Genomic DNA, 299 nt, shown 5'->3' with positions numbered 1-299 from the left:
ATCTCCTCCATGGTGGCGCCGGCCTGCTCGACGAGCTTGGAACCACCCTCGACGGTATCGACGGAGTCGTTGATGAGCGTCTTGATCTCCTTGGCGGCGGCGGCGGAGCGCTGCGCCAGGGTGCGGACCTCACCGGCGACCACGGCGAAGCCGCGACCCTGCTCCCCGGCCCGGGCTGCCTCGACGGCAGCATTGAGCGCCAGAATGTTGGTCTGGAAGGCGATGCCGTCGATGACCTGGATGATGTCGGCGATCTTCTTGGAGCTCTCGGTGATCGCCCCCATGGTGACCACGACTTC

Annotated in this window: 1 protein-coding gene; it reads right to left on the bottom strand. The window is 66.2% G+C overall.

The window, feature by feature from the left end; translation table 11 throughout:
• On the bottom strand, nt 1-299 hold a 299-nt coding region (locus G6032_RS00180), incomplete at both ends, for a methyl-accepting chemotaxis protein (protein ID WP_240901832.1).

It is taken from the genome of Wenzhouxiangella sp. XN24, assembly GCF_011064545.1.
Classification (GTDB): Bacteria; Pseudomonadota; Gammaproteobacteria; order Steroidobacterales; family XN24; genus XN24.
The sequence above is the reverse complement of the archived record's forward strand: the minus strand, read 5'-3'. Positions and strand labels throughout refer to the sequence as shown.